Source organism: Sinomonas susongensis, assembly GCF_005877005.1.
GTDB classification, from domain to species: Bacteria; Actinomycetota; Actinomycetes; order Actinomycetales; family Micrococcaceae; genus Sinomonas; species Sinomonas susongensis.
The window spans coordinates 209184-228686 of the sequence record NZ_SSNH01000008.1 but is presented as its reverse complement, the minus strand read 5'-3'; the positions used below and the strand labels follow the sequence as shown (position 1 = coordinate 228686).

At 69.3% G+C, this 19503-nt stretch carries 24 protein-coding genes; 10 read left to right on the top strand and 14 right to left on the bottom strand.

Annotated features, from left to right (window positions below):
- Positions 1-26 precede the first annotated feature (26 nt).
- Genes E6A21_RS12735 through E6A21_RS12725 form a run of 3 tightly spaced genes read right to left on the bottom strand, consistent with a single transcriptional unit; the run spans position 27 to position 3015 of the window.
- A complete protein-coding gene (locus E6A21_RS12735) occupies positions 27-941 on the bottom strand; it encodes a 3-hydroxyacyl-CoA dehydrogenase family protein (protein WP_138444527.1) in 915 nt (304 codons plus the stop codon).
- Positions 938-1789, bottom strand: a complete 852-nt coding sequence (locus tag E6A21_RS12730; protein WP_138444526.1) for an enoyl-CoA hydratase/isomerase family protein — start codon at positions 1787-1789, stop codon at positions 938-940. The genes E6A21_RS12735 and E6A21_RS12730 overlap by 4 nt, the downstream gene beginning before the upstream one ends.
- Positions 1789-3015, bottom strand: a complete 1227-nt coding sequence (locus E6A21_RS12725) for an acetyl-CoA C-acyltransferase (RefSeq protein ID WP_138444525.1) — start codon at positions 3013-3015, stop codon at positions 1789-1791. The genes E6A21_RS12730 and E6A21_RS12725 overlap by 1 nt, the downstream gene beginning before the upstream one ends.
- 161 nt (positions 3016-3176) lie before the next feature.
- Between E6A21_RS12725 and E6A21_RS12720 the strand changes: the two genes are divergently transcribed.
- From E6A21_RS12720 to E6A21_RS12700, 5 genes are read left to right on the top strand one after another with little or no spacing between them, the layout of a single operon-like run.
- On the top strand, positions 3177-3914 hold the full coding sequence (locus tag E6A21_RS12720) for a CPBP family intramembrane glutamic endopeptidase (protein WP_171041388.1): 738 nt from the start codon (positions 3177-3179) through the stop codon (positions 3912-3914).
- A gap of 49 nt (positions 3915-3963) precedes the next feature.
- Positions 3964-4401, top strand: a complete 438-nt coding sequence (locus tag E6A21_RS12715) for a VOC family protein (protein ID WP_138444523.1) — start codon at positions 3964-3966, stop codon at positions 4399-4401.
- A 49-nt stretch (positions 4402-4450) separates the two neighbouring features.
- Positions 4451-5413: a 1,4-dihydroxy-2-naphthoyl-CoA synthase gene (locus E6A21_RS12710; RefSeq protein ID WP_171041387.1), complete on the top strand. Its 963-nt coding sequence runs from the start codon at positions 4451-4453 to the stop codon at positions 5411-5413.
- A gap of 14 nt (positions 5414-5427) precedes the next feature.
- The gene (locus E6A21_RS12705; RefSeq protein WP_138444522.1) at positions 5428-6609 is read left to right on the top strand and encodes an AMP-binding protein; all 1182 of its coding nucleotides are present in this window, start codon (positions 5428-5430) and stop codon (positions 6607-6609) included.
- Between the two features lie 46 nt (positions 6610-6655).
- Complete coding sequence (locus tag E6A21_RS12700) at positions 6656-7534, top strand: 1,4-dihydroxy-2-naphthoate polyprenyltransferase (RefSeq protein WP_138444521.1); 879 nt, start codon at positions 6656-6658, stop codon at positions 7532-7534.
- Between the two features lie 41 nt (positions 7535-7575).
- Here the strand turns inward: E6A21_RS12700 and E6A21_RS12695 are convergent, their stop codons facing one another.
- The gene (locus tag E6A21_RS12695) at positions 7576-7893 is read right to left on the bottom strand and encodes a DUF4229 domain-containing protein (RefSeq protein WP_138444520.1); all 318 of its coding nucleotides are present in this window, start codon (positions 7891-7893) and stop codon (positions 7576-7578) included.
- Between the two features lie 25 nt (positions 7894-7918).
- Here E6A21_RS12695 and E6A21_RS12690 point away from each other — a divergent pair, with 25 nt between their 5' ends.
- Positions 7919-8185: a PLD nuclease N-terminal domain-containing protein gene (locus tag E6A21_RS12690; protein ID WP_138444519.1), complete on the top strand. Its 267-nt coding sequence runs from the start codon at positions 7919-7921 to the stop codon at positions 8183-8185.
- Between the two features lie 44 nt (positions 8186-8229).
- Here the strand turns inward: E6A21_RS12690 and ccsB are convergent, their stop codons facing one another.
- The 5 genes from ccsB to E6A21_RS12665 are packed head-to-tail and all read right to left on the bottom strand — an operon-like array spanning position 8230 to position 13087.
- The gene (gene ccsB / locus E6A21_RS12685) at positions 8230-9312 is read right to left on the bottom strand and encodes a c-type cytochrome biogenesis protein CcsB (protein WP_138444548.1); all 1083 of its coding nucleotides are present in this window, start codon (positions 9310-9312) and stop codon (positions 8230-8232) included.
- Positions 9312-11045 carry a cytochrome c biogenesis protein ResB gene (gene resB / locus E6A21_RS12680; RefSeq protein WP_138444518.1) on the bottom strand — a complete coding sequence of 578 codons (1734 nt, stop codon included), beginning with the start codon at positions 11043-11045 and terminating at the stop codon, positions 9312-9314. Before resB ends, ccsB begins: the two co-directional genes overlap by 1 nt.
- Positions 11045-11797, bottom strand: a complete 753-nt coding sequence (locus E6A21_RS12675) for a cytochrome c biogenesis CcdA family protein (protein ID WP_138444517.1) — start codon at positions 11795-11797, stop codon at positions 11045-11047. The genes resB and E6A21_RS12675 overlap by 1 nt, the downstream gene beginning before the upstream one ends.
- A 1-nt stretch (position 11798) precedes the next feature.
- The gene (locus E6A21_RS12670; RefSeq protein ID WP_138444516.1) at positions 11799-12413 is read right to left on the bottom strand and encodes a TlpA family protein disulfide reductase; all 615 of its coding nucleotides are present in this window, start codon (positions 12411-12413) and stop codon (positions 11799-11801) included.
- A gap of 5 nt (positions 12414-12418) precedes the next feature.
- On the bottom strand, positions 12419-13087 hold the full coding sequence (locus E6A21_RS12665; protein ID WP_138444515.1) for a histidine phosphatase family protein: 669 nt from the start codon (positions 13085-13087) through the stop codon (positions 12419-12421).
- Positions 13088-13324: 237 nt separating this feature from the next.
- Here E6A21_RS12665 and E6A21_RS12655 point away from each other — a divergent pair, with 237 nt between their 5' ends.
- The 3 genes from E6A21_RS12655 to E6A21_RS12645 all read left to right on the top strand — a co-directional run bounded on the left by E6A21_RS12655 (position 13325) and on the right by E6A21_RS12645 (position 15688).
- A complete protein-coding gene (locus tag E6A21_RS12655; RefSeq protein ID WP_138444513.1) occupies positions 13325-13873 on the top strand; it encodes a YceI family protein in 549 nt (182 codons plus the stop codon).
- 257 nt (positions 13874-14130) lie between these two features.
- The gene (locus E6A21_RS18030) at positions 14131-15081 is read left to right on the top strand and encodes a hypothetical protein (protein WP_212745934.1); all 951 of its coding nucleotides are present in this window, start codon (positions 14131-14133) and stop codon (positions 15079-15081) included.
- A gap of 13 nt (positions 15082-15094) precedes the next feature.
- Complete coding sequence (locus E6A21_RS12645) at positions 15095-15688, top strand: hypothetical protein (RefSeq protein ID WP_138444512.1); 594 nt, start codon at positions 15095-15097, stop codon at positions 15686-15688.
- A 46-nt stretch (positions 15689-15734) separates the two neighbouring features.
- Here E6A21_RS12645 and E6A21_RS12640 read toward each other — a convergent pair whose 3' ends face one another.
- Both E6A21_RS12640 and E6A21_RS12635 read right to left on the bottom strand, forming a co-directional pair.
- Positions 15735-16472 (bottom strand): redox-sensing transcriptional repressor Rex, encoded by a 738-nt coding sequence (locus E6A21_RS12640; protein WP_138444511.1) that lies wholly within the window; start codon positions 16470-16472, stop codon positions 15735-15737.
- Positions 16473-16547: 75 nt separating this feature from the next.
- A complete protein-coding gene (locus E6A21_RS12635) occupies positions 16548-16814 on the bottom strand; it encodes a glutaredoxin family protein (protein ID WP_138444510.1) in 267 nt (88 codons plus the stop codon).
- 48 nt (positions 16815-16862) lie between these two features.
- Here E6A21_RS12635 and E6A21_RS12630 point away from each other — a divergent pair, with 48 nt between their 5' ends.
- Complete coding sequence (locus E6A21_RS12630; protein WP_138444509.1) at positions 16863-17672, top strand: HAD family hydrolase; 810 nt, start codon at positions 16863-16865, stop codon at positions 17670-17672.
- Positions 17673-17780: 108 nt separating this feature from the next.
- Here the strand turns inward: E6A21_RS12630 and E6A21_RS12625 are convergent, their stop codons facing one another.
- The 3 genes from E6A21_RS12625 to E6A21_RS12615 form a co-directional block, all read right to left on the bottom strand.
- Positions 17781-17879, bottom strand: a complete 99-nt coding sequence (locus tag E6A21_RS12625) for a 30S ribosomal protein bS22 (RefSeq protein ID WP_003792170.1) — start codon at positions 17877-17879, stop codon at positions 17781-17783.
- A gap of 150 nt (positions 17880-18029) precedes the next feature.
- Positions 18030-18242: a helix-turn-helix domain-containing protein gene (locus E6A21_RS12620; RefSeq protein ID WP_138444508.1), complete on the bottom strand. Its 213-nt coding sequence runs from the start codon at positions 18240-18242 to the stop codon at positions 18030-18032.
- A gap of 135 nt (positions 18243-18377) precedes the next feature.
- Positions 18378-19481: a 3-deoxy-7-phosphoheptulonate synthase gene (locus E6A21_RS12615; RefSeq protein WP_138444507.1), complete on the bottom strand. Its 1104-nt coding sequence runs from the start codon at positions 19479-19481 to the stop codon at positions 18378-18380.
- Positions 19482-19503 lie beyond the last annotated feature (22 nt).

The window sequence follows — 19503 nt, the reverse complement described above, 5'->3', positions numbered from 1 at the left end:
GAGCTTACCCGCCGCTTCGGCGTGGATCAGGACCAGTCGTAGAAGCCCTTGCCCGTCTTGCGGCCGAGGTGTCCGTCGGCGACCTTGTCGCGGAGGATCTGGGGCGGGGCGAAGCGCTCGCCGAGGGTCTTCTGGAGGTATTCCGCGATGCCGAGGCGCACGTCGAGGCCGACGATGTCCGTGGTCTTGAGCGGGCCGACGGGGTGCCTGTAGCCGAGGACCATGGCATTGTCGATGTCCTCGGCGTCGGCGACGCCCTCCTCGAGCATGCGCATGGCCTCGAGCGCGATGGCCACGCCGAGCCGGGAGGAGGCGAAGCCCGGGGCGTCCTTGACGACGACGGCGGTCTTGCCCAGGGCGCTGACCCAGCGGCGGGCGGCCGCGACGGTGGCCTCCGCGGTGCTCTCCCCGACCACGACCTCGATGAGCGTCGACGCCGGGACCGGGTTGAAGAAGTGCAGGCCGAGGAACTGGGCGGGGCGCTCGAGCGAGGCTGCGAGGCCGGTGATCGAGAGCGAGGAAGTGTTCGTCGCGAGCCACGCGTGGGGCGAGATCTGCTCCTCGACGGCGGCGAGCGCGGTGGCCTTGAGCGTGGGATCCTCGGGAACGGCCTCGACGACGAGGTCGCAGAACGCGAAGTCCGCGTAGTCGACGGAGGTGGCGAAGTCCGCCATGAGCTCCTCGGCCCTGACGCTCGCCGCCCCGCGCTCGACCGATGCGGCCACCGAGGACTCGACGCGGCTACGCGCACCCTGCGCGGCCTCATCGTCGCGTTCGACCACGACGACCTTCGCTCCCTTGACCAGGAAGGCGTGCGCGATCCCAGCGCCCATGCGGCCGCCGCCCAGGACGCCGACGGTGGCGGGAAGGCCGTCAGCAAGCGGAACGGCAGGGCCGGTCTTCTCGCCGAGGGCTTCGTTGAGGGCGTCTTCGATGTTCATGGCTGCTTCTTCCTGTTCTTCTCGGCGCTGTTCCCCTTCTCGAGGAAGGCCTGCATGCGCTCGAACTTGGCCTCGGACTCGAACAGCATTCCCTGGGCCAGCGTGTCGATGAGCGGGTGGACCTCCCGCGGGGTGTGGAACACAGCCTTGGAGATCCGCACCGCCAGGGGATCCTGGCGGCCGATCCGGTCCGCGAGCCTGTCCGCGGCCGGCAGGAGCTCCTCGGGCTCGACGAGCTCCGTGATCAGGCCGGCGTCGAGGCATTCCTGCCCGTCCAGGACCCGGCCCGCGAGCAGGACTTCCTTCGCGAGCGGCTCCCCCACAAGCTCGCGCAGCCGCCACGTCGCGCCGGCGGCGGCCATGATCCCGAGACCCGTTTCCGGGTTGCCCATTCGGAGGCTCGGCGTCCCGATGCGGAAGTCGGCCGCGTAGGCGAGCTCGGCACCGCCCCCGAGCGCGTAGCCCTCGAGGGCGGCGATGACAGGCATCGGCAGTTTCGCGATCCGGTCGAAGACTGTCGAGTTGATTCCCGCGAGGGCGTCATCACGACGGCGCTCCCGCAGCTGGGCGATGTCCGCGCCCGAGGCGAAGATCCCCTTGGCACCGGTTTCGGGGTCCGCGCGCGTGCCCGAGATGATCAGCACCTTCGGGTTGGCCTCGAGGTAGGCGCACACGGTGTGGAGCTCGCCGACCATGGTCGCGTCGATCGCGTTGCGGACGTCCGGCCGGTGCAGCGTCACGTGCAGGCGGTCTCCGTGCTCGGCGACGAGCAGGGTCGTGAAGCCCGACGTGTCCAGCCGCGTCGCGGCGGCGCCGTCCTCCGTGCCGGAAAGCGGTTCCGCCGCCATCACACGCCTTCCACGAGGAGGGCCGTGCCCTGCCCGACACCCACGCACATCGTCGCGAGCCCGAGCCTGCGGCCCTCGCCGGCCAGCTCGCGCTCCATCCTTCCGAGAAGCGTCACCACGAGGCGGGAGCCGGAGGAACCGAGCGGGTGGCCGAGCGCGATCGCGCCGCCGTCGGCGTTGACGATGTCCTCGTCGAGCTTGAGCTCGCGCATGACGGCGAGCGACTGGGAGGCGAAGGCCTCGTTGAGCTCCACTGCGCCGAGGTCGCCCACCGAGAGACCGGTCCGCTCGAGCACCTTCCGGGTCGCGGGGACGGGACCCATCCCCATGATCTCCGGTGCCACGCCCGCCGAGGCCCCGTCGAGGATGCGCGCCCGGGGTGCGAGGCCGAATCGGTCGACTGCGGCCTCGGAGGCGACCACGATCGCCGAGGCGCCGTCGTTGAGCGAGGACGCGTTCCCCGCCGTCACAACCGAACCGCCCTTGACGACGGGCCGGAGCCCGGCGAGGACCTCAGCCGTCGTCCCGGGGCGCGGCCCCTCGTCGGTATCGACGACGGTGCTCGCGCCCTTCCTCCCAGCGACTGTGACGGGCACGATCTCCTCACCGAACCGACCCGCCTCGATTGCCGCGAGGGCGCGCTCGTGGGAGCGCACGGCAAACGCGTCGCAGTCCTCCCGCGAGGTCCCGAACACCCGGGCGACCTCCTCTGCGGTCTCCGGCATCGAATACGTCGTCTTCCCGTCCCGGGAGAGCTCGCCGGAGAGGAACGCGGGGTTCGTGAACCGCCACCCGATCGAAGTGTCGAACACCGCGCCCGGCTTTGCGAAGGCCTTGTCCGGCTTCTCCATCACCCAGGGCGCGCGGCTCATCGACTCGACGCCACCTGCCACGACGAGATCCGCGGCGCCGGCCTTGACCATGTGGCTCGCCATGATGATCGCCGAGAGCCCGGACGCGCACAGGCGGTTCACGGTGATCCCGGGGACGCTGTCGGGGTAGCCCGCGAGCAGCCACGCCATCCGTGCGACGTTCCGGTTCTCCTCGCCCGCCCCGTTCGCGTTGCCGAGGATCACCTCGTCCACTGCTGCCGGATCGATCCCAGCACGCTCGACAGCAGCCTTGACCGTCAGCGCCGCGAGGTCGTCCGGTCGGACGGAGGAGAGGGAACCGCCGTACCGGCCCACGGGAGTCCGCGCGCCGCCGATCAGAAAGGCCTCAGCCATGAGCACATCCTTATGCGTTGGGGTCCGAGCCGGCACTCGATCAAATTACCGACCGTTCGTTCTATAAAGATTACCCGCGCCGCCCACAGGGTCAACCCGTGACCTCCGGAACGCTCTCTGCGGCCCGCTCGTTCCACCGGCAAATGCGAACTGTACATTCGATGCCCCCCGCCCGACGCCGGCCGGGAGACCCGGCGCCGGCCCGTCGCTTCGGGCGCTTCACGGGAACGGACGCCCTCGCCGTCGTCCTCTACGCCTTCCTCCCCCTCGCCGCGGCCTTCCTGCCCCTCCAAGACGTGGCCTGGCTCCGCGCGAATCCGGTCATCGGCTCGTACCTCCTCAACCTCGCGGTGTACGGAGTCGTGTTCATCGTCGCCGTCGTCGCCGCCCACGCCTACGTCTCCCGGGACGTGCGGATCCTCGCCTCGCGCCCCTGGTTCACGATCGGCATCCTGCCGCTCATGCTGGTCGGCATGCTCGTCGTGACGGCGATCGTCGTGAGCCTCGCGGGCGGTGCCCAGATCTCCCGGAACCAGGAGAGCGTCCAGTCGGTCGTGGAAGGGGTGCCCTCGTGGTTCACTGTGCCGCTGCTCGTTGTCCTCGGCCCCTTCGTCGAGGAATTCGTCTTCCGGCACCTCATGATCGGCAAGCTGAGCCTCTACCTCAACCGCTGGGTCTGCTACGTCCTCTCGGCCGTCCTCTTCGCGTCCCTGCACGTCCTGAGCAGCGACGCGTTCACCCTCCAGACCCTGGCCCCGTACCTCGGGCTGGGGGCCGTGCTCGTGTTCGCATACGCATGGACGGGCAACAACCTCGCGTTCAGCATCTCGCTGCACGCCCTCAAGAACCTGCTCTCGGTGGTGCTGCTGTACACGCTGGACCTCTCCTCGCTCCAGTAGCGGCCCTCGTTCCCTTCCCGAGGGAGCAGGGGGAGCCTAGCTTTGAGCCATGGCATACGGGATCCAGATGGTGGTGGACGCGGACGACCCCCACGCACAGGCCGAGTGGTGGGCCGAGACCCTCGGCTGGGCGGTTGAGCCGAGCAACGAGGACTTCATCCGCCGCATGGTCGCGGAGGGCTACGCGACCGAAGAGGAGACGACGACGCGGAACGGGGTGCTCGTGTGGGCGAGCGCCCAGGCGATCGCCCCCGAGGATGAACTCAGCCGACGCGATCGCCGGCGGATCCTCTTCCAAGCCGTGCCCGAGGGGAAGACCGGCAAGAACCGCGTGCACTGGGACGTACGGCTCGACGGCGACGACAAGGACGCCGTGCGCGCGAAGCTCGAGGCGCGTGGGGCCACCTTCCTGTGGGAGGCCGCGGAGGGGCCCCACTCCTGGTACACCATGGCGGATCCCGAGGGGAACGAGTTCTGCATCTCGTAGCCGGCAGCCGGGGCGAAGGCCCCGGGAGGGCGCGACTAGACTTTCAACCGTGACTGCCTCCGCCGCGCCTGCCCTGCCCGAGCGAGTCTCCGACATCTTCGACCCCAACCGGTGGCGCGTCGTCGAGGGCTTCGACTTCGAGGACCTCACCTACCATCGGCAAGTCGAGCGGGACCCGGACGGCACGATCGTGCGCGACCTCCCCACGGTCCGCATAGCGTTCGACCGCCCCGAGGTCCGCAACGCCTTCCGGCCCGGCACGGTCGACGAGCTCTACCGCGCATTGGACCACGCGCGCATGACGCCAGACGTCGCCACCGTGCTCCTCACGGGCAACGGCCCGTCGGCGAAGGACGGCGGCCACGCCTTCTGCTCCGGCGGCGACCAGCGCATCCGGGGACGCGAGGGCTACAAGTACGCGTCCGGTGACACAGCGGAGACAATCGACCCGGCCCGCGCCGGCCGGCTCCACATCCTCGAGGTCCAGCGGCTCATGCGGACCATGCCCAAGGTGGTCGTCGCCGTCGTCAACGGCTGGGCGGCCGGCGGCGGCCACTCGCTGCACGTCGTCGCCGACCTGACGATCGCCTCCCGCGAACACGGCCGCTTCAAGCAGACCGACGCGACGGTCGGCTCGTTCGACGCCGGGTACGGCTCCGCGCTCCTGGCCCGCCAGATCGGTCAGAAGCGGGCGCGCGAGATCTTCTTCCTCGCCCGGGAGTACTCGGCCGAGGACATGGTGGCCATGGGTGCGGTCAACGAGGCCGTGGACCATGCGCGGCTGGAAGAAGTCGCCCTCGAGTACGCGGCGGACATCGCGCGCCAGTCGCCGCAGGCCGTCCGGATGCTCAAGTTCGCGTTCAACCTCGCCGACGACGGACTCGCGGGCCAGCAGGTCTTCGCAGGCGAGGCGACGCGGCTCGCCTACATGACGGACGAGGCAGTCGAGGGACGCGACGCCTTCCTCCAGAAGCGCGACCCCGACTGGTCGGCCTTCCCCTACTACTTCTGATCGGGAAGGAACCCATGAGCCTGGACCCTGCCCTCAAGGCGCTCGCTGCGGCGCTCGCCTCGGAGGGCCCCGCGATCGAGTTCGGCCCGGGCGGGAGTCGTTCCGGGGCTTGGCGGCCCTGGCGGCCCACGGCTGCGGCGAACTCGCTGCCCGCGGGGACCGCCGTCGTCGTCCGCACCTCCGGGTCGACCGGGAGCCCCAAGGCGACGGCGTTGACCGTCGACGCGCTCGCGGCGTCCTCGATGAGCACGGCATTCGCCCTGCACGGGGAGGGGCAGTGGCTGCTCGCGCTGCCCCTCGAGTACGTCGCGGGGGTACAGGTCCTGGTGCGCTCGCTCTTCGCCGGGACCCGGCCGGTCGAGATGGACCTCTCCGACGGGTTCACGCCGGAGGCTTTCGAAGCCGCCGCCGCGGAGCTCACCGATCCGATCCGTTTCACGTCCCTCGTCCCGACCCAGCTGCGCCGCCTGCTCGAGGACCCGTCGCTGCGGCTTGCCCAGCTCCTGCGCCGCTTCAATGCCGTCCTGATCGGCGGAGCCCCCATCCCGCCGGGCCTGCTCGAGCGGGCGGCCGAGGCCGGCGTCAGAGTCGTGACCACGTACGGTTCGGCCGAGACCTGCGGCGGGTGCGTCTACAACGGCTTCCCGATCGAGGGGGTCTCGGTCCGGATCGCCGAGGACGGCCGGATTCGGCTCGGTGGTCCCGTCGTCGCTGCAGGCTATGTGGGCGATCCCGAGCTGACCGCCGCGCATTTCGTCGTGGAGGACGGCGAGCCCTGGTTCGTCACATCGGATCTGGGCGAACTCACCGCCGACGGGCAGCTCCGGGTCTTGGGGCGCGTCGACGACGTCGTCATCACCGGCGGCGTCAAGGCGTCCGCCGCGCGCGTCGCGGCGGAACTCGAGGCCGTCGACGGCGTGCGGGAGGCTTTCGTGGCAGGCGTGCGGGACGCCGAGTGGGGGCAGGCCCTCGCGGCCGCGGTCGTCCTCGAGGGGGTGGCCCCCGGCACGCCGCCCGCGGGGCGCGATCTCGCACTGGGGATCGTGCGGGCCGCCGCCGTCGAACGACTTGGCCGTCTCGCTCCGAAGACCTGGCTCGTACTCGACGAGCTGCCGCTCCTGCCGAACGGCAAGCCGGACCGGCAGGCCCTCGTGCTCGTCCTGGCCCGAGCCCACGTCGCGCGGCCCCCCGTCTGACAACAGCTCAACCTGCCCCATCACACCGACACCTTCAGGAACACTCGTGGCAACTACCGCCCAGTGGGTCCAGGGCGCCCGCCCGCGGACCCTTCCCATGGCCATCGCGCCCGTCATCGTGGGCAGCGCCGCTGCCTACGGCCTCGGCTCGTTCAAGCCCCTCAACGCGCTCCTCGCTGCGCTCGTCTCCGTCATGCTCCAGATCGGCGTGAACTACGCCAACGACTACTCGGACGGCATCCGCGGGACTGACGACGAGCGCGTCGGCCCGTTCCGGCTCGTCGGCAGCGGTGCCGCCAGTCCGGCTGCCGTGAAGCGGGCGGCGTTCCTCTCCTTCGGCGCCGCGGCCGTGTTCGGGCTCGTGCTCGTCGCGCTCTCGGGGACCTGGTGGCTCATCATCGTCGGCGCGCTATCGGTGCTCGCCGCGTGGGGCTACACGGGCGGCAAACGGCCGTACGGCTATCTCGGCCTCGGGGACCTGTTCGTCTTCGTGTTCTTCGGCCTCGTCGCCACACTGGGCACGACGTACACCCAGGCGCTCACGCTCAGCGGGGCAGCATGGGCGGGTGCGGTCGCGACGGGCCTCATCGCGGACGCGCTGCTCATGGCCAACAACGTGCGGGACATTCCCACCGACCGCATCGCAGGGAAGCACACCCTCGCCGTCCGGCTCGGCGACACCGCCGCCCGGCGTTCCTACCCAGCAATGCTGGGCGTCGCCATCCTCGCGGCCGTGCTCCTCGCCCCCGCGAACCCGTGGATGCTGCTCGTGCTCGTGCTCATTCCCGCCGCCATCGCGCCTTCGCGGACGATGCTCTCAGGGACGGCCGGGCCGGGGCTCATCCCCGTGCTCCAGCAGACCGGCTTCATCAACCTCGGCTTCAGTGTGCTGTTCGGAGTGGCCGCGGTGCTCGGGCGCGCATAAGCAGCGCCGCGCTGACGCAGCCGGCGCTCAGGCAGCTCCGCTCAGTTGTCCTTCTCGGAGTCCGGGGCGTGGAACTCCGGATACTCCTCGTCGGAGCGCTGAGCCTCGTCGATCGCGTCCTCGGCTTCAGCGTCCTCCACCTCTCGGCGGGCACGGACCTTCTTGCGGCCTCCGAAGACGTCGCTGACATCCCCCGCGGCGGCATTCCTCTGCCCGTGAAGGAAGAGGAAGCTCACCGCAAACGCGATGATGCACGCGTAGACGGCCGAGAGGACCCCACCGATGCCGAGCAGCAGGAAGACGACGAACGGAACCACGAAGAGGGCTGCACGGACGAGGGAGTACTTCAGGAATGCCACTGGTCAAGTTTACTAAAATGGAGGCATGGCCCGCCTTCTGCCCGTCATCGCGGTTCTGGCCGCCTGGCTCTACGCCATGGTCGACTGCGCGATGGCCGACCGCGCAGCCGTCCGCGGTGGTCTCCCGAAGGCGGCTTGGTTCCTGATCACGGTGCTGCCCGCCCTCGGAACCGTCCTCTGGTTCATCTTCGGTAGGCCGCGCCGCGCAGCACCGCCCAATGCGGGTGGAAACAGAGGGGGCCGGCGCCCGGTGGCTCCGGACGACGACCCCGACTTCCTGCGCGGGCTGTGAAATAACCCACGGCCTGCGAAATCCTGCGCAGGCTCTGAAATCCGCTACGACGTCGGCAGCCCCGCGTACGAGTGGAGGCCCGAGAAGTACATGTTCACGACCGTGAAGTTGAAGATCACGCACAGGTAGCCGACGATCGAGAGCCATGCGGCCCGTGTGCCGGTCCAGCCGCGGGTCGCCCGGGCGTGCAGGTAGGCGGCGTAGACGACCCAGATGACGAAGCTCCACACTTCCTTCGTGTCCCAGCCCCAGAAGCGGCCCCAGGCCTTCTCGGCCCAGATGGAGCCGAACATGACCGTGAGGGTCCACCCTACGAACGCGATCGTGTTGATGCGGTAGCTGAGCGTCTCGAGCGTGAGGGCGCTCGGCACGAGCCCGAGGAACCCGCCCTGGTCGGCGCCGCCGGCCGCGATCCGGGACTCGCGGCGGGCCTGGACGAGCTGGAGCACGCCCATCGAGAACGTGAGGGTGAAGAGCGCCGAGGAGAGGACGGCGATCGAAACGTGGATCACGAGCCAGTAGCTCTGGAGGGCCGGGACGAGGTGGCCGACGGGGGTCCAGAACGCGACGGCCGCGGCGACCATCATGACCACGGCGAGGCCGAGCACGAAGGTGCCCAGGAACCGGAGGTCGCGCTTGATGAGCGTCAGGAGGAAGACGGCGACGACGAGGAAGGCACCGGTGGTGCAGAACTCGTACATGTTGCCCCAGGGGACGCGGTCGGCGGCAATGCCGCGCGTCACGACGCCGGCCCCGTGGATCAGCAGGCCGAGGATGCTGAGGGCGACGCCGATACGGGCCGCATTGCGGCGCGTCGTGTAGCCGAGGCCCGGGTCCGCGACGGTCGCGCCCTTCGACGGGACCGCGGACGACGACGCAACTCGGCGTCCGGCGTCGTCGGCACCTCCCGCCGAGGCCGACGACGCGGCCGCGCTGGCACCCGCCATGGCTGGCACCTTGGCCGAGGCAGCCTTGCTTTCGGCGAGGCGCCCGGCGTCACGCTGGCCGGTCTTCCCGCTGGTGGCCATGTCCCACGCGAACGCGAGGAAGGCCACGACGTACGTCCCGGCAGCGAGCAGCATGAAGAGCTCACTGTACGAGCCGAGGGTCTGGTTGATGGGGAGCATCACGAGCCCTTCCCTGAGGTTGACTGAGTCCTATTCTGCGCCTGCCCGGCTTCTCCCGGAGCGCCGGAGACCGGATCGGCGAGATCCCACGACTTCGCGAGCGCGGCGCGAAGCGCCTTGCCCTCCCCTGCGAGTCCGTGGTCTTCGCCACGGGCCAGGAGCCCGTACTCGACCATGGTGCGTCCGTCCTCGTGGTCTCCGAACCGCAGCCAGACGCGGCGACGCGGCACGAAGAGCGAGGCAATGAGGCCGGCGAGGGAGAACAGCGCAAAGCCGAGCGCCCACACCTGGCCGGGGTTGTGATGGACGTCGAGCGCTACGTAGCGCTTGAGTCCGTCGAAGCTGATCGATCCCTGGCCGTTGGGCAGCGTGTAGGACTGCCCCGCGTTGAGGACGATGCCGCCCGCGGGCTTGTCGCGCCCGTTGACCTGCGTGAGCTTGGAGACGTCGAGCGCGTAGACGCTCTGCGGGGACCCCTTGTCGAGGCCCAGGTTGCCCACGTAGGAGTTGAGGTTGAGCTGAGGGGCCAGCGGGTCGGGGTCTGCGCTGTACGCGACGCCGTTGGAGTCCTTGACTGCGGTGGGGAGGAAGAATCCGACGAAGCCGAGCTGGGTGGGCTTCGCGTCGGGCGCCTTCACCACAAGGGTCGACGTGTAGACGGTGTCGGTCGGAAGCGATGGGATCGGGCCCTGGTAGGCGATCTTTCCGTCGCCGCCGCGGACGGTCACGACAGGCGCGTAGCCGTTGCCCACGAGGTAGACGTCCGTTCCGCCGATGCTCACCGGGTCGTTGACCTTGAGGTCCTGCTGCTTGGGGGCGGCACCCGGGGAGTCCTTCGTCGTGAGGTGCGCCGTGAAGTCGAGCGGCTGGCCGAAGTGGCCCGGCGACTCCCGGTCGTAGACGACGTCGAACTTGTCGAGCTGGATCGAGTACGGCGCGAGCCACGAGGACTGGAAGTCGGTTCCCGGGTTGAACTGGTCGTAGCCGACCAGCGTGTTCACGAATGTGTCGCCCTCGACAAGCGTTCGCTGCCCGCTGTAGCCGAACAGCACTCCGATCGCAATGGAGATGAGGACGCCGATGAGGCCGGTGTGGAAGCACAGGTTCCCGAGCTCCCGCAGGTAGCCTCGCTCGGCACCCACCGAGGCGAGGGCCGCCTTGCCGCCGGGCCCGCCGTCGACGGTCGCGGGGCGCAGGTCGACTCGGTAGCCGCGCTTCTTCAGCGCCGTAGCCGCCTGTCGCGCCGCCTCCTCCGCGCCCAGCCTCTGCTCCGACGGCACGACAAGCGTGCCGTAGACAGGCAGGCGGGAGAGCCGTGCGGGCGTCCGCGGCGGCTTCGAGCGCCAGGCCTTCCAGTGCGCGATAGCCCGCGGGATCACGCAGCCGATGAGCGAGATGAACAGCAGCAGGTAGATCGCGGAGAACCAGACGGACGAATAGACGTCGAACATCTGGAGCTTGTCGAGGATCGGCCCGTAGTCGGCGTGGTCCTTGAGGTACTGCGTGACAAGGGACGGGTTGACGGGCCGCTGCGGGAACAGCGAGCCGGGCACCGCAGCCACGGCGAGGAGGAGGAGCAGGAAGAGCGCGGTCTTCATGCTCGTGAGCTGGGTCCACGCCCAGCGCAGCATCCCGAGGACGCCGAGCGCCGGCACGGCGACGTCTTCCCGGTCCCTCTGCCGCGGCTTGCGCGGCTCCTTGGGGGTCTTCTCGTTCTGAGTCTTGAGGGTCATCAGATGGGCAGCCTCACGGTTCCGATCCAGATCTGCAGCTGGGAGATCCACTGGCTCCACACTCCGGAGACCATCAGCACGCCGATCAGGATCAGCATGCCGCCGCCGAAGGCCTGCAGTGCCCGGCGGTGACGCTTGAAGAACTTGAGCGCGCCCATTCCGCGGCGGAACGCGAGCGCGATGAGCAGGAAGGGGACCCCGAGCCCGAGGCAGTACACGAACGTGAGGAGCGCCCCCTTGTACGCGGTGGCGCCGTTGGTGAAGGCCAGGAGCTGCACGGCGGCGAGGGTCGGGCCGATGCATGGGACCCAGCCGAGGCCGAACGTCACCCCGAGGAGCGGCGCCCCCCAGAGGCCCGACGGCACCTTGACGTGCACGCGCGCCTCCCGCTGGAAGATCCCGAGGCCGCCCATGAACACGATGCCCATGAGGACGACGACGATTCCCAGCACGCGCGTGAGCCACGACGACGAGATGGCGAGCCACGCGCCGAGCTGGCCGAAGACCGCGCCCGTCGCAACGAACACCGCTGTGAACCCGAGCACGAACAGCCCGATCCCGGAGACCATGCGGCCGCGTTTCTGCTTCTCGAGGTCGACGCCGGTCAGACCCGTCACATAGCCGAGGTAGCCGGGGACGAGGGGCAGGACGCACGGCGAGACGAACGAGACGAAGCCCGCGAGCAGTGCCACCGGCACCGCGAGCAGGAGGGAGCCGTTGAGGACGGCGTCGCTGAAACCGTTCCCGCCCACGCTACGCGGCCGCCGCGGACTGGATGAGCGACTTGAGCGTGCCCTTGTCGAGCTCGCCCAGGATGCGCGCCGAGACTCGGCCCTGCTTGTCGAGCACGAGCGTCGTGGGGACCGCGCCCGGCGGCACGACCCCGGAGACCGCGAGGAGCACGCGCCCGTCCTGGTCGTTGAAGCTCGGGTACGGGATGGCGAAAGTCTGCTCGAACGCCTGGGCCGTGCCCTTCTCGTCCCGCAGGTTCACCCCGTAGAAGACGACGCCTTGGGGCGCGAACTCGTCGTGGAGCTCCTTGAGCGACGGCGCCTCGACGCGGCAGGGGGCGCACGCCGCGAACCAGAAGTTGAGTACGGTCACATGGCCGGCGAAGGTCTTGGCGTCAACGGCGGTGCCGTCGTAGAGGGTGCCCGTGAAGGCGATGGGCGGCTTGCGCTGGTCATTCGCGTACTCCGTCACCGATCCGTCGCCGGCCACGTAGTTCTTGTCGTCGCCCGCCCGGGCCTGTGCGGCCAAGGGGTCGTTCGAGGCGCATGCCGCGAGCGCGGCCACGGACAGCGCGGCAGCCGGGACGGCGGCGGCGAGCCGGAGGAAGCTGCGCCGGGTGGGATCTGGGGCGGCCATGATCCTCAAGCCCCCGGTGTCGTCGCGGCGCCCGGGAGCAGCTCGGCGGCGGGTTCGGTGTAGCGGAGTGCGACGACGGCGCCGCTTGCGGCGTCGACGGTCAGGCTCGTGACGGACGCGAGCGTGCACTCGCGCATTCGCGGATCGTGCCACAGGGGACGGCCTTGGACCTTGAGCCGCGTCACCCAGATGGGGAGCTGGTGGGCCACGAGGATCGCCTCGGCGCCGTCTCCGCCGCGGTCGACGGCGACGCGCGCAGCGTCGGCGACAGCGGCAAGGACGCGGGCGGCCTGCTGCTCGTACGGCTCCCCCCAGGACGGGCGGAACGGGTTCACGAGGTAGGGCCAGTGGCGCGGCTTCGCGAGTTCGCTGCGATTGACGCGCAGGCCCTCGAAGTGGTTCGCAGCCTCGATGATGCGGGGCTCCCGAACCACGTCGAGGCCGAGGATCGCGGCCGTCGGAGCGACCGTCTCCTGTGCACGTGTGAGCGGCGACGCCGCGAGGTAGGCGAAGCGCGCGCCGTCGTGCGCCTGCTCTGCGAAGTATTCGGCGACGCGTTCCGCCATCTTCCTGCCGCGCTCGGAGAGGTGGAACTCCGGAAGCCGGCCGTACAGCACGCCTGCAGGGTTGTAGACCTCGCCGTGGCGCAACAGATGGACGGTGGAAGAAGGCATAGCATCCAGTTTCTCAAATGGTTGAGGCTGCGGGAAATCGTCCGGCACTCCGGGCTGCGGACAGCGGAGTGCCACGGCTCGATCTCATTCTACGAGCAGTAGAACTACTCTCCGTAACCGTGAGTTCCCTGTGAGATCCCGCACAGGGGGTAGCAGAACATGCATTTGCATGGATAGGATGGTCTCATTGGTTGATACTTCAACCACCTGACGACATCAACCCTCAAGGAGACCGACATGACCGTTCCCTCCGGCATCACCACGGGCGTCTGGACGCTCGACATCGCCCACAGCGACATCGCCTTCACCGTCCGCCACGCCGGCATCAGCAAGGTCCGCGGCAAGTTCACCGATGCTGCGGCCACGGTCAACGTCGGCCAGAGCCTCGCCGAGACCCGCGTGGAGGCAACGGTGAAGACCGCCTCCTTCGACTCCGCCGACGCGAACCGCGACGGCCACGTCAAGGGTCCGGACTTCTTCGACGTCGAGGAATACCCCGAGATGACGTTCGTCTCGACCGCCATCGAGCACAACGGCGAGTCGTACGACGTCACGGGCAACCTCACCATCAAGGGCGTCACCCAGCAGATCACGATCGAGACCGAGTTCAACGGCGTTGCCGTCGACCCCTTCGGAGTCACCCGCGCCGGCATCTCCGGCGAGACCACGATCTCCCGCAAGGAGTTCGGCCTCACCTGGAACGCGGCGCTCGAAGCCGGTGGCGTGCTCGTGAGCGACAAGGTCGTCATCTCCCTCGACCTCGCCTTCACGGCTCCCCAGGCCTAGGCCTCATACCGATCAGGGCCCGGGCCGCGACGAGCGCCCACGCCCTGTAGATTCCACGACGAAGCCCCGCCCCGAGCAACTGCTCATCGGGCGGGGCTTTGCCGTGCTCCGCACTGCGCTCGAGATGGATCGCGGGGCTCGCTGGAGGCGGATATCGGCCGCGAGAATCCACGCTTTTGCGCGGTACATGCCGGTATGGTGGGCAGTGCGGGGACGGAACAGTGGCCGCTCCGTATTCGCCGAGCGGAGGACGAGCCATGAGCAACCCCCCACAGCAGCCCGAGCGCCCGCGGGACGACGACGCGAGCCGCGAGAGCTCGGGGCTAGAGGGAACGGGGCCCGAGGGAGCGGAATCCGGAGCTGGAAATGCCGGCACCGGGGCCGACCAGCCCCGCCCGGCGCCCCGCTTCGGCCAGTACGCGCCCGGGCCCCAGACTCCAGGGACCCAGACTCCAGGGCCCCAGTCTCCCGGGCCCCAGTCTCCCGAGGCAGGGCACCACGACCAGCAGCCGCCGCAGTACGGCCAACCGAGCCAGTACGGCCAGCAGCCTCACTACGGCCAGCCGCCCCAGTACGGCCAGGCGCCGCAATATGGCCAGGCGCCGCAGTACGGCCAGGGCCCCCAATACAGCCAGGCTCCCCAAAACAACCAGCCTCAGTACGGCAACACCCCGTACGGGTCGCCGGCGGGGGGCCCCTTCGGCTACGAGACCCCTCCGCCCAGCGCCCAGCAGTCCGCCGTCACGGTCGCGTTCTGGCTCATCATCGCGACCGCCATCGTCGAGGTGCTCGTCGGCATCTTCGGACTCGCGATCACGTCCAACAATCTCTCGGCGCTCCAGAACGTGTACTCGCAGGAGGCGACGGGCCCGGCCCTCTCCCCCGAGAAGTTCCGTCAGTACGTCCTGATCTTCCTGTGGGTGCTCTTCGCGGGAGCGGTGATCAACGCCATCGTGCTCGCCGTGTCCGCCGTCTTCCTCCGCCGCGGGCGCCGCTGGAGCCGCATCCTCGCCACCGTGTTCCTGGGCCTCTCGATCCTCAGCTTCTTCGGGAGCGGCTTCTTGGCGCTTCTCACCATCGCGCTTGCCATCGCGTCGATCGTCGTCCTGTTCCGCCGGCCCGTCTCTGCCTACCTCGACAACCAGAACCAGTTCAACAATCCTTATTCCGGGCCCCCGCGGTCCTTCGGCAACCCGTACGGGCAGTGAGGTCGACGTCGACATGACTCAGAGTCCTCACCCGGGCCCGTGGCCCAGCCAGCTCCCTACGGGTTCATTCCCGGGCCTGCCTGCTCCCCGTCCGCTCGAGCGGCCTGCGACCGTCAACGCCGCGTTCTGGTGCCTCGTGGCTTCGGCTGTACTGCCGCTGTTCCTCGTGCCCTATCAGATCGACGTGGCCAAGCGGGTGGTGGGCGCGGAGCTCCTCCAGCTCTCCGTCCAGCAGCGCACGTCCCTTCCGCCGGGATTCGCCGAGCAGATGCAGGGATTCGTCGAGCCCTGGATCTGGACGGGATCGCTCATCGGCGCTGCCATCCTCCTGCTCATCGCCCTAGGCGTCCGCTCCGGCCGGAATTGGGTGCGAATCGTGCACACGGTCTTCGCGGCCTTCGGCGTGATCGGGGCCCTGCTCACCATCGTCTCGGTCGTCGCACTCGGTCCGACCGCGGTGGGCATGGTCTTCCAGTCCGCTCCGACCTACTTCGTCAGCGCCGCCACGAGCACAGCGTTCATCGTTGCCGCCGTGCTCGAGTGGCTCCCGTCGTCGAGCTTCTACTTCGCCACGGCCGCCGCGGCCCGCAAGGGCTACATCCGCTGATCGCGCAGCCGCGCAGCCCGGGAGCCCCAGAGACAACCGGACCGCCCTAGGAGGCCGTTCCAGCGGCTGCCTCGCCGTGCTCGTCCTCCCCGGTCTGGCCCCCCGCCTCGCCGCGCTGGGCGTGGTAGGCGAGGATCTGGAGCTCAGTTGCCATGTCCACCTTGCGGAGCGTGACTCCCCTCGGCACCTGCAGGATCGTCGGGGCAAAGCTCAGGATGCTCCGGACGCCTGCCGAGACGACGCGGTCGCAGGCCGCCTGGGCTGCTGAGCCTGGGAGTGCGAGCACGGCCATGTTCGTCCGGGTGCGGCGGAAGATGGCCTCGAGATTGGCGGCATCGGTGACCCTGAGCCAGCCGACCTCGTTCCCGATGAGTTCAGGATCGGTATCGAGCAGCGCGACAACCTCGAAGCCACGGGTCTCGAACCCGCCGTACCGGGCCAAAGCACGGCCCAGGTTGCCCGCACCGACGATCGCGACGCGCCAGTCCCTGGTGAGGCCGAGCGCCGCCGAGAGGTGCTGAAGGAGGTTTTCCACCTCGTAGCCCACTCCCCTCGTCCCATAGGAGCCGAGCTGGGAGAGGTCCTTGCGCAGTGTTGCCGAACTCACACCGGACGCCTCGGCGAGGGCGTCGGACGAGACCCTCTCAATCCCCTCAGCAACGAAACCGTTGAGGGCGCGGAGGTACACGGTCAGGCGGGAGACGACGGCGCTCGGCAGGCGCTTGGCGGGCGGCTCACCAGAGACGCCCTCAGGCGACTGCGCGTGAGACGTCACTGCACCCATTCCTTCCGCGACCGTTCGTAAGCCCGCTTCACTCTAGGACCGCGTCCGTCCGCCGCCAAACCGCCTCGTCGACCTTCACGCCTCGGTCGCCTGGGACGACGCCGCCTCGAGCGTACGGCGCAGCCTTGCCTCATCGATTTTCCAGAAGTCACGCTGTACGCCGTCGACGAGCACCACCGGGACCTCCTCCGCGAAGCGCGCGGCGAGCTCGGCGTCGTCGTCGATGAGCCGCTCGGCCCATGGGGCACCGACGTCCGCGGCAACCCTGCCCACGACGTCGCGGGCAGCCTCGCACAGATGGCAGTCGCGGCGGGTGACCAGAACGATCTCGGGGGTGCGCATGCCTCCACGGTAGCGCGGCGGCACTCAGGTCTTGACTACACTCGGACCATGCCCGCCCAGAAGTTCGCGTATGCCTCGGCGCGCCCAGCCCCGCAGGCCCGGCCTACAGAGGCGGCGTTCTTCGACGTCGACAACACCCTCATGCGCGGCGCGAGCCTCTTCCACGTGGGCCGCAAGATGTACGAGCGGAAGGTCTTCACCCTCCGCGACGCGGCGGGGTTCGCGTGGAAGCAGTTCACGTTCGTCCTCCGGGGCGAGACGCTCGAAGACGTGCACTCGATCCAGAGCTCTGCCCTCGCGCTTGCGGCTGGCATTCGGGCCGAGGACGTGGCCACGGTCGGCTACGAGGTCTACGACGAGATGATCGAATCCCGTATCTGGCCCGGGACGAAGGCCCTCGCGGAGCAGCACCTGCGGGTCGGGCGGCGGGTCTGGCTCGTGACGGCGACCCCGATCGAGATCGCATCGGTCATCTCCGAGCGGCTCGAGCTCACCGGCGCGCTCGGCACGGTCGCAGAGATCGAGAACGGCGCGTACACGGGACGGATCGTCGGCCACATCCTGCATGGGAAGGCCAAAGCCGAGGCGGTGGCCGACCTCGCCGAGCGCGAGGGCCTGGACCTCAGGCGCTGCTGGGCCTACTCGGACTCACACAACGACATTCCGCTGCTGAGCCTCGTCGGCCACCCTGTCGCCATCAATCCGGACGCACGCCTGCGGCACCACGCGAACACCCACAACTGGCCGATCTACGACTTCCGGTCCGGCCGGCGCGCCGCAACCCTCGGCCTCAAGCTCGCCACCGTCGGCGGTGCCGTCTACGGGCTCTGGCGCAGCTACACGCGATTTCGCCGGTAGTTCCCGCGCCTCCCGCTCCCCAGCCGTCTGAGTCTCACCTGCGACGAAAGGAGCCCGTCCCCAGGAGGGGACGGGCTCCTTCTCACCGCGCCTCGAAGAGGCGGCGCCTTACTTCTTGTTGCGGCGCTGGTGACGAGTCTTGCGAAGCAGCTTGCGGTGCTTCTTCTTGGCCATGCGCTTGCGGCGCTTCTTGATAACTGAACCCACAGAAGTTCCTAACACTAACTTGGTGCACCGGGCCGCTGGCCGGGGCGCCATGGGGGCCGCTTGCAACCAACTGCTGGTGACGTGACGTCAAACGTTCCTGAACAGGATACAGCACCGAATCGGCGCCCTTGACGGGACGACCGGATACCCTCAGGCGGTCTCGGTGTTCCCGTCGACAGTAGCGCGCCGGACGAACTCCTCCACTGCCGCCTCCGGCACCCGATAGGAGCGCCCGAAACGCACGGCCGGCATCTCACCGGAGTGGACGAGACGGTAGACGGTCATCTTGGAGACACGCATGACCGCCGCGACCTCCGCAACCGTGAGGAAACGGGTGTTCGCGAATTCCCCCGAACCAGCCATCTTCAGTTCCTTGCTCGCCGTCGACGCAATCCCCATGAGGCCCGCTCGACGGCGTGACTGTCGGTGCCCTCACTATGCTCTGCTAGCTACTGTAGATGCTGGAGGGACTGTTGTGAAAGTAGATATTTTGCGAGGTCAGGCGCGGGTCCTCCGCGAATGCGCCGCCCCCGCCAGCGCGGAGAGCACGCGCTCGGTCACCTCCCAGTCCATGCACGCGTCCGTGACGGACTGGCCGTAGACCAATCGGTCCAGGGAGCCCGGCTCCAGCGCCTGCGCCCCGCCCACGAGGAAGCTCTCGAGCATGACCCCGGCGACAGCCCCGGCAGAGGGCCCGCCCGAGGAGATCTGGGCCCCGATCTCGAGGGCGACGTCGGCTTGGCGGCGATGATCCTTCCCGCTGTTCGCATGGCTCGCGTCCACGATGAGGCGGGGATTCAGGCCCTTCGCCGCCATGGTCGCCGACGCTGCGGCGACGGACGCGGCGTCGTAATTGGGGCCGCTCGCCCCGCCGCGCAGCACGAGGTGGGTGTCCGCGTTGCCGGACGTCGAGACGAGCGCGGCCCGGCCGTCGTCGTCGATCCCCAGGAAAGCCTGCGCCGCGGCGGCCGCACGGCAGGCGTCGACGGCGACTTGGAGGCCGCCGTCGGTGCCGTTCTTGAAGCCGACCGGCATCGAGAGCCCCGAGACTAGTTGGCGATGGATCTGGCTCTCGGCGGTGCGCGCCCCGATCGCGCCCCACACGATGGTGTCCGCGGTGTACTGGGGCGAGATCGGCTCGAGGAACTCCGTCGCTGTCGGCAGGCCAAGGCCGAGGGCGGCGAGCAGGACCTTCCTGGCCGCTCGCAGTCCCGCGGCAATGTCGTGGGTTCCGTCGAGGTGGGGATCGTTGATGAGGCCCTTCCACCCGATCGTCGTGCGCGGCTTCTCGAAGTAGGTGCGCATGACGACGAGCAGGTCTTCCCGGTGCTCGTGGGCGGCCGTGGCGAGCCTGCGCGCGTAGTCGAGCGCGGCGTCGGGGTCGTGGATCGAGCACGGGCCGACGATCACGAGCAGCCTGTCGTCGACGCCGTCGAGCACCGCCCGCACCTCGTCCCGGCCGCGGGCCACGGTCGCCTCGGCCTGGGCCGTGAGCGGCAGTTCGGCGAGCAGCCCGCGGGGAGTCGGAAGCGCGGTGAACTCGGCTACGCGGGCATTCCGCACCGAGGGATCGAGCGAGGTTTCTGGGGCCAGACGATTCATGGGGTCCTGTCTCTCCGGCAGA